Origin of the sequence: Desulfovibrio sp. 1214_IL3152, assembly GCF_036763055.1 — a bacterium.
GTDB lineage: Bacteria > Desulfobacterota > Desulfovibrionia > Desulfovibrionales > Desulfovibrionaceae > Desulfovibrio.
In genome coordinates this window covers 1-4,956 of sequence record NZ_JBAIYW010000160.1, presented here as the reverse complement: position 1 = coordinate 4,956, position 4,956 = coordinate 1, and the positions used below count along the sequence as shown (strand labels likewise).

Annotated in this window: 5 protein-coding genes; 3 read left to right on the top strand and 2 right to left on the bottom strand. The window is 55.3% G+C overall.

Annotated elements, in window-relative coordinates; translation table 11 throughout:
* Nucleotides 1-156: 156 nt before the first annotated feature.
* Entirely contained in the window at nucleotides 157-792 is a 636-nt protein-coding gene (locus V6C07_RS03255; protein WP_333534943.1) for a DedA family protein, read from the bottom strand.
* Between the two features lie 8 nt (nucleotides 793-800).
* On the opposite strand from V6C07_RS03255, the gene V6C07_RS03250 reads away from it, so the two are divergent.
* The 3 genes from V6C07_RS03250 to V6C07_RS03240 all read left to right on the top strand — a co-directional run bounded on the left by V6C07_RS03250 (nucleotide 801) and on the right by V6C07_RS03240 (nucleotide 3,461).
* The gene (locus tag V6C07_RS03250; protein WP_333534942.1) at nucleotides 801-2,000 is read left to right on the top strand and encodes an alpha/beta hydrolase family protein; all 1,200 of its coding nucleotides are present in this window, start codon (nucleotides 801-803) and stop codon (nucleotides 1,998-2,000) included.
* Nucleotides 2,001-2,308: 308 nt separating this feature from the next.
* Entirely contained in the window at nucleotides 2,309-2,887 is a 579-nt protein-coding gene (locus V6C07_RS03245; RefSeq protein ID WP_333534941.1) for a hypothetical protein, read from the top strand.
* 169 nt (nucleotides 2,888-3,056) lie between these two features.
* Entirely contained in the window at nucleotides 3,057-3,461 is a 405-nt protein-coding gene (locus V6C07_RS03240) for a hypothetical protein (protein WP_333534940.1), read from the top strand.
* A 471-nt stretch (nucleotides 3,462-3,932) separates the two neighbouring features.
* Here V6C07_RS03240 and V6C07_RS03235 read toward each other — a convergent pair.
* A partial coding sequence (locus tag V6C07_RS03235) for a (Fe-S)-binding protein (RefSeq protein ID WP_333534939.1) occupies nucleotides 3,933-4,956 on the bottom strand: 1,024 nt, incomplete at its 5' end.

Here is a 4,956-nt window from a genome sequence, read left to right as displayed (position 1 = left end):
ATACATTTTCAAAGTTTAAAACACGCTCGCTTCGGCGTTTAACCGCGCAAATAAATTGCGCTTACGCCTTCGCGGCGGGCGTCTGCTCGCGCAGTCGCCAGAGCAATTTCAAAGTGAAATTGCTCTAAAACAGATATCGCTTGAAAGACTTTCAATTTACTTGCCCAAGCGGGCGCGCAGCACTTCAATAACAACCGGCAGCACGGAAACAATAACAATGCCATAAACAATAATGCTGAAATTCTGGCGCACCCATTCAAGGTTGCCCAGAAAAAAACCTGCGGAAACAAGACTGCCGACCCACAGCATGCACCCGGTCACGTTAAAGAAAAAGAACGTGCGGGGATGCATAAGGGCAATACCCGCCACAAAAGGCGCAAATGTGCGTACAATGGGTACAAAACGCGCCAGCACAATGGCCTTGCCGCCGTGGCGTTCGTAAAAATGATGGGCCTTGAGCAGATGCTCTTTCTTGATGAAGCGGCTGTCGCGCGAAAAAATGGCTGGTCCCACATGGCGGCCGATGCAGTAGTTGACGGCATCCCCAAGAATACCCGCCGCCAGCAGTACCAACACCACCTCGGCATAGCCCATAAGGCCCGCCCCGGCCACCACGCCGGAAGCGAACAGCAGAGAATCACCCGGCAAGAACGGCGTGACCACAAGCCCTGTTTCACAAAAAACAATAATGAACAGTATGGCATAAATCCAAAGACCGTACTGCTCCACAAGTTCAAAAAGATGCACATCAATGTGCAGCACAAAGTCAATGAAATAGCTTACCATATCCATACGTTCGTATGCTCCTGGCCCGTTTTGTGGCGAAATGGAACCGCCTGAACGCCCTTGTACCCCAAGCCCGCTTGTGGCACAACACGGGCATGCGACAGAAATTTTCCGTACTCCTGGCCCTTTGCCTCAGCATACTCTTGTTCTCCCTTTCCGACGCCCGCGCCGATTTTTATAATGTGGGCTTTCGCACGCTTGGGCAATGGGATCCCGAAAACGGCCTTCGCCTGGACGTAAACATCTGGTATCCCTCAGTGCGCCCCGCGCGCGATATCCAGTACGGCCCCTGGGAAATTTCAGCCGCCCGCGGAGGCAAACCCGTGGATGGACGCTTTCCGCTCATTCTGCTTTCGCACGACACGGCGGGATCGCGTTTTTCCTACCACGATACGGCCGCATGGCTGGCGGCCTGCGGCTTTGTGGTGGCGGCTCCCACCCATCCCGGCGACAATATGAACAACATGGACCAACTGCTCACCTGGGAGCAGCTTGAAAACCGTGTGCGGGAACTTTCTGGCCTTATTGCCTTTTTGCTCAGCGACGCGGAAACCGAACCCAGCATTGACCACGAGCGTATCGGCGCTCTGGGCTTTGGCGCGGGCGGCACGGCGGTACTGCTGCTTGGCGGCGCCCTTCCCGACTGTGAGGGCTGGAAGGATTATTGCGCGCAGGCCGGCAAGCACGACATGTATTGCAATATCTGGGCGCAAAACCGCATGGACGGCTTATGCCGCAGTCTGCCCCTGACCAGAAGCCCTGCCGATACGCGCGTCAAGGCTGTGGCTGCCGTGGCCCCCGGTTTCGGCATGCTCTTCGGGCGGGACTCTTTCCGCTGGTTCTACCCGCCCCTGCTGCTTGTGGCGGCTGCGGGAGACAGTCTGAACAAGGTCGCCCTGCATGCCCGCAAAATCTACGAATGCACCGGAAAAAAAGCCCGCTGGCTTGTGCTGGACAAGGCCGATGCCGGTGCGCTCATGGCCCCCTGCCCGCCCGCGATGGCAGAAGAATTGCCGGAACTCTGCCGCTCGGTAAGCGAAGAAGACAGAAAAGCCATACATAAGAGCATGTTCGCCGCTCTGAGCGATTTTTTTCTGCACTATCTCGGCAGTGGTAAAAATCTGCCCCATATACCTGCCCCGCCGGATCTCAGCCCGCCCCTGCCGCCCAAACAGGAACCGGCCCCGGCGCCGCCGGAAAAACGCAAGCGATAGTAATATTAGACTTTTTTATCAATAGACCATGTTCATACAGCCCATATCCTTGACAATTGTGCCGCCCCTTACTAAAGCTTTTTAAAGTGCGCTTGTTTTGTGCCGCACATTCATGGATGGTAACATCATCAACGTGACTGTTCGGCCACAACGAAAGTTGCGGCAGGCGTAAAAACAGGCGGACAGTGTTTTGCTGTGCTGCTGCCTTGGCATACGGGCAAGCACTGTCATCATTTGGGTTTTCTGCGCGAAACGGCCCTGGTTGCGTTGCGGCGCAACTTTTTCAGAGCAATGGAAATATGAACGGCATGAAGATACTGCCCCTTTGTATTCTGTGCCTCGTGCTTGCGGCAGTGGTCGGGTCAGCCCCGTATGCCGCACAAACGACGACAGCCCCCCAAAATGCAGCCGAGGTTGAAAACGCCTGGGTTATCATGCCTGCCGGGGCCAAATCGGCTTTTATGGGCATTCATGGCGGCACCATGCCTGTCAGCCTGCTTGTATATGGAGACGGCTCATCGCTGGTGACCTTTGTAGGCCGCACAGGCAACGATTTTCTTGATATGCTGAGACGCACGGACCTGCCAGTGCCAAGCCTGCTTAACGCCACGGCGCATAACGGAACCAGCGGCGGCGTGCTGCCTTCGGGCAAGTCCGGCGTGCTTATGGCAGGCAACCCCAACAGCAGCATACCCGTCTTTAATGTTACAGGAGAAAGACTATCCCATATGGACATGGCCCCTGGGCAGTTGCAACCCTTCGGTCTGTCGGACAAGCCTTTATCCATTGAGGGGGAGGTCAGCAGGCCGACCCACCTTTCTCCCGCCAAGCAGTACAGGCTGTTTTTTCAGCCCCAGTACCTGCAGCCCCGCCGTCCTGCACACTGACGGCAATCACGCGCCCACGAACCCTTGCCGACTTTGTAGCCATTCCTTTTTTCTTTCTATCCTTTCCGTCGTCGAAATTATGGAGCATAATAGCATATTTATAGAATAATTTGTAATTTATAGACATTACGCTAAACTAATCCAGAATAACCAGCCAGAGGAGCCGACTATGTCACTTTCCAGTCATCAAAAGGCAATGGAAAGATTGTATACAGCCAGTGTATCACACGCCACGTCCCGGCCTGCGCAAAAACTTTTTTCACAGGGTCTGAAACACCTTCTGGAAAATTGCCCGGCCTTTGGCGCGTGTGTAGGTGAAGACAATCCTTTTTACCAGGAATTTGTTTTACAGCTGCAAACCAGCGTTTGTCTTGAAGAAGATTGCCTGAGCCTTTTCGAGTGCCTGGCAATCTTCTTCCGTTTGCGCCAGATGGCCGCGAGCGGGATTCCGCTGACCGACATCGAGCGCAAAGTTCTGCACTATTTTGAAACCTGCGGAGAATGGCAACCTCATGATGCCACCATCGTCAGTCTTTGGTACTGGTGGCGCATTCCCTTGCAGGCCACCCATTAAAACCGTGTAAATCCGGACCGCTGCCAATGGGTAAAAAAATATCCAGTACGTGCTTTTTCCATTGCCCGGCAACTATTGAAGCGGCCCAAGCTGCGAACAGTCCGCAAACTCCAGTGTACCTTCGAACGGCTCTCTTTCACGGATATTTCCTGTTCCCCGGCACCGGCAGCCTTTTCTCGTAACGGGATTCATCCCATACGCTTTCCCGCCGGAAGCCGACAGATTTTTGAGCCTGTATCCGATTGTCATCACACCAAAAACCGGGGCGCCGCTTGTACAGACAAGCGGCGCCCCATTTTTACGTGTCCTGTCAAGGCAGCTTCACTTTGAAATTGCTCTGGCGGCTGCGTGAGCAGTCGCCCGCCGCAAAGATGCAAGCGCTATTTACTTGCGCGGTTAAGCATCGAAGCGATGCGTGCCGTAAACTTTGAGAATGTACATTCTCAAAGTTAATCTGCATCTAATGCAAGCCTATTTCTTCAGGTTGTCGGCCAGCAATTCCGAGATGTGGTCAACCTTGATCTTCAGCCCCTGCTTTTCAGCGCCGCCGCGCAGCTGCATGACGCAGCCGGGGCAGTCCACCACCAGGCGGTCGGCTCCGGTCGCCTTCATATTGTTGATTTTCTTTTCCAGAAGCTGCGCCGATATTTCGGGGAACTTCACGGAATAGCTGCCGCCAAAGCCGCAGCAGACTTCTTCTTCCTCGCAGGGCACATATTCCGCCGCGTCGGCAATAAGCTCACGGGGGGCCTTTTTCACGCCCAGACCACGGCAGAGGTGGCACGAAGCGTGGTAGGTGACCTTCTGCCCGGACTTGTGGAAGTCTTCGGGCTTGAGGCCCAGCACGTCGTGAATGAAGGAGCTGAAGTCAATGACCTTGGCTGCAAACGCCTGACCTTCCACCACCGCGTAGTCCTTGTCCAGTATCTGCGGATAATGGTGCTTCAGGTGTCCCGCGCAACTGGCGCAGAGCGTGATGATGTAGTCATAGTTGCCGCCGCGGAAGGCCGCGATGTTCTGCTTTGCCACATCAATGGAGGTCTTGCGCTGGCCCATCATTTCAAGGGGCAGCCCGCAGCAGGACTGCTCCATGGGGAATTCCACCGCCACATTCTTGGCGGCAAGAATTTTTATGCAGGCTTCCAGCTGCTCGGGATAGATGAAGTCCTGGGCGCAGCCGCTGAAGATAGCCACACGCATGACGGGATTCTGCACCTTGGGCGCAATTTCGGGCCAACGGTCGCGGAAGGACTTGCTGGCAATGGCGGGCAGCGCCTTGAAGTTGTGCTTGCCCATAAACACTGCGGGCAGGTGACGCTGGAACTGCGTTCCGCGGGTAAAGGGCTTCTGGGCAAAGCTCGCGAACTTGAGCAGCCGGTGGAAGAGCTTGCGGTTCTTCATGACGGCCGACAGCAGGTTGGCTTCAATGGGCGCGCCCTGCTCCTCGTTGAGGCGGGCGCGGATTTCGCGAATGAGGCGCGGCAGCTCGATGCCG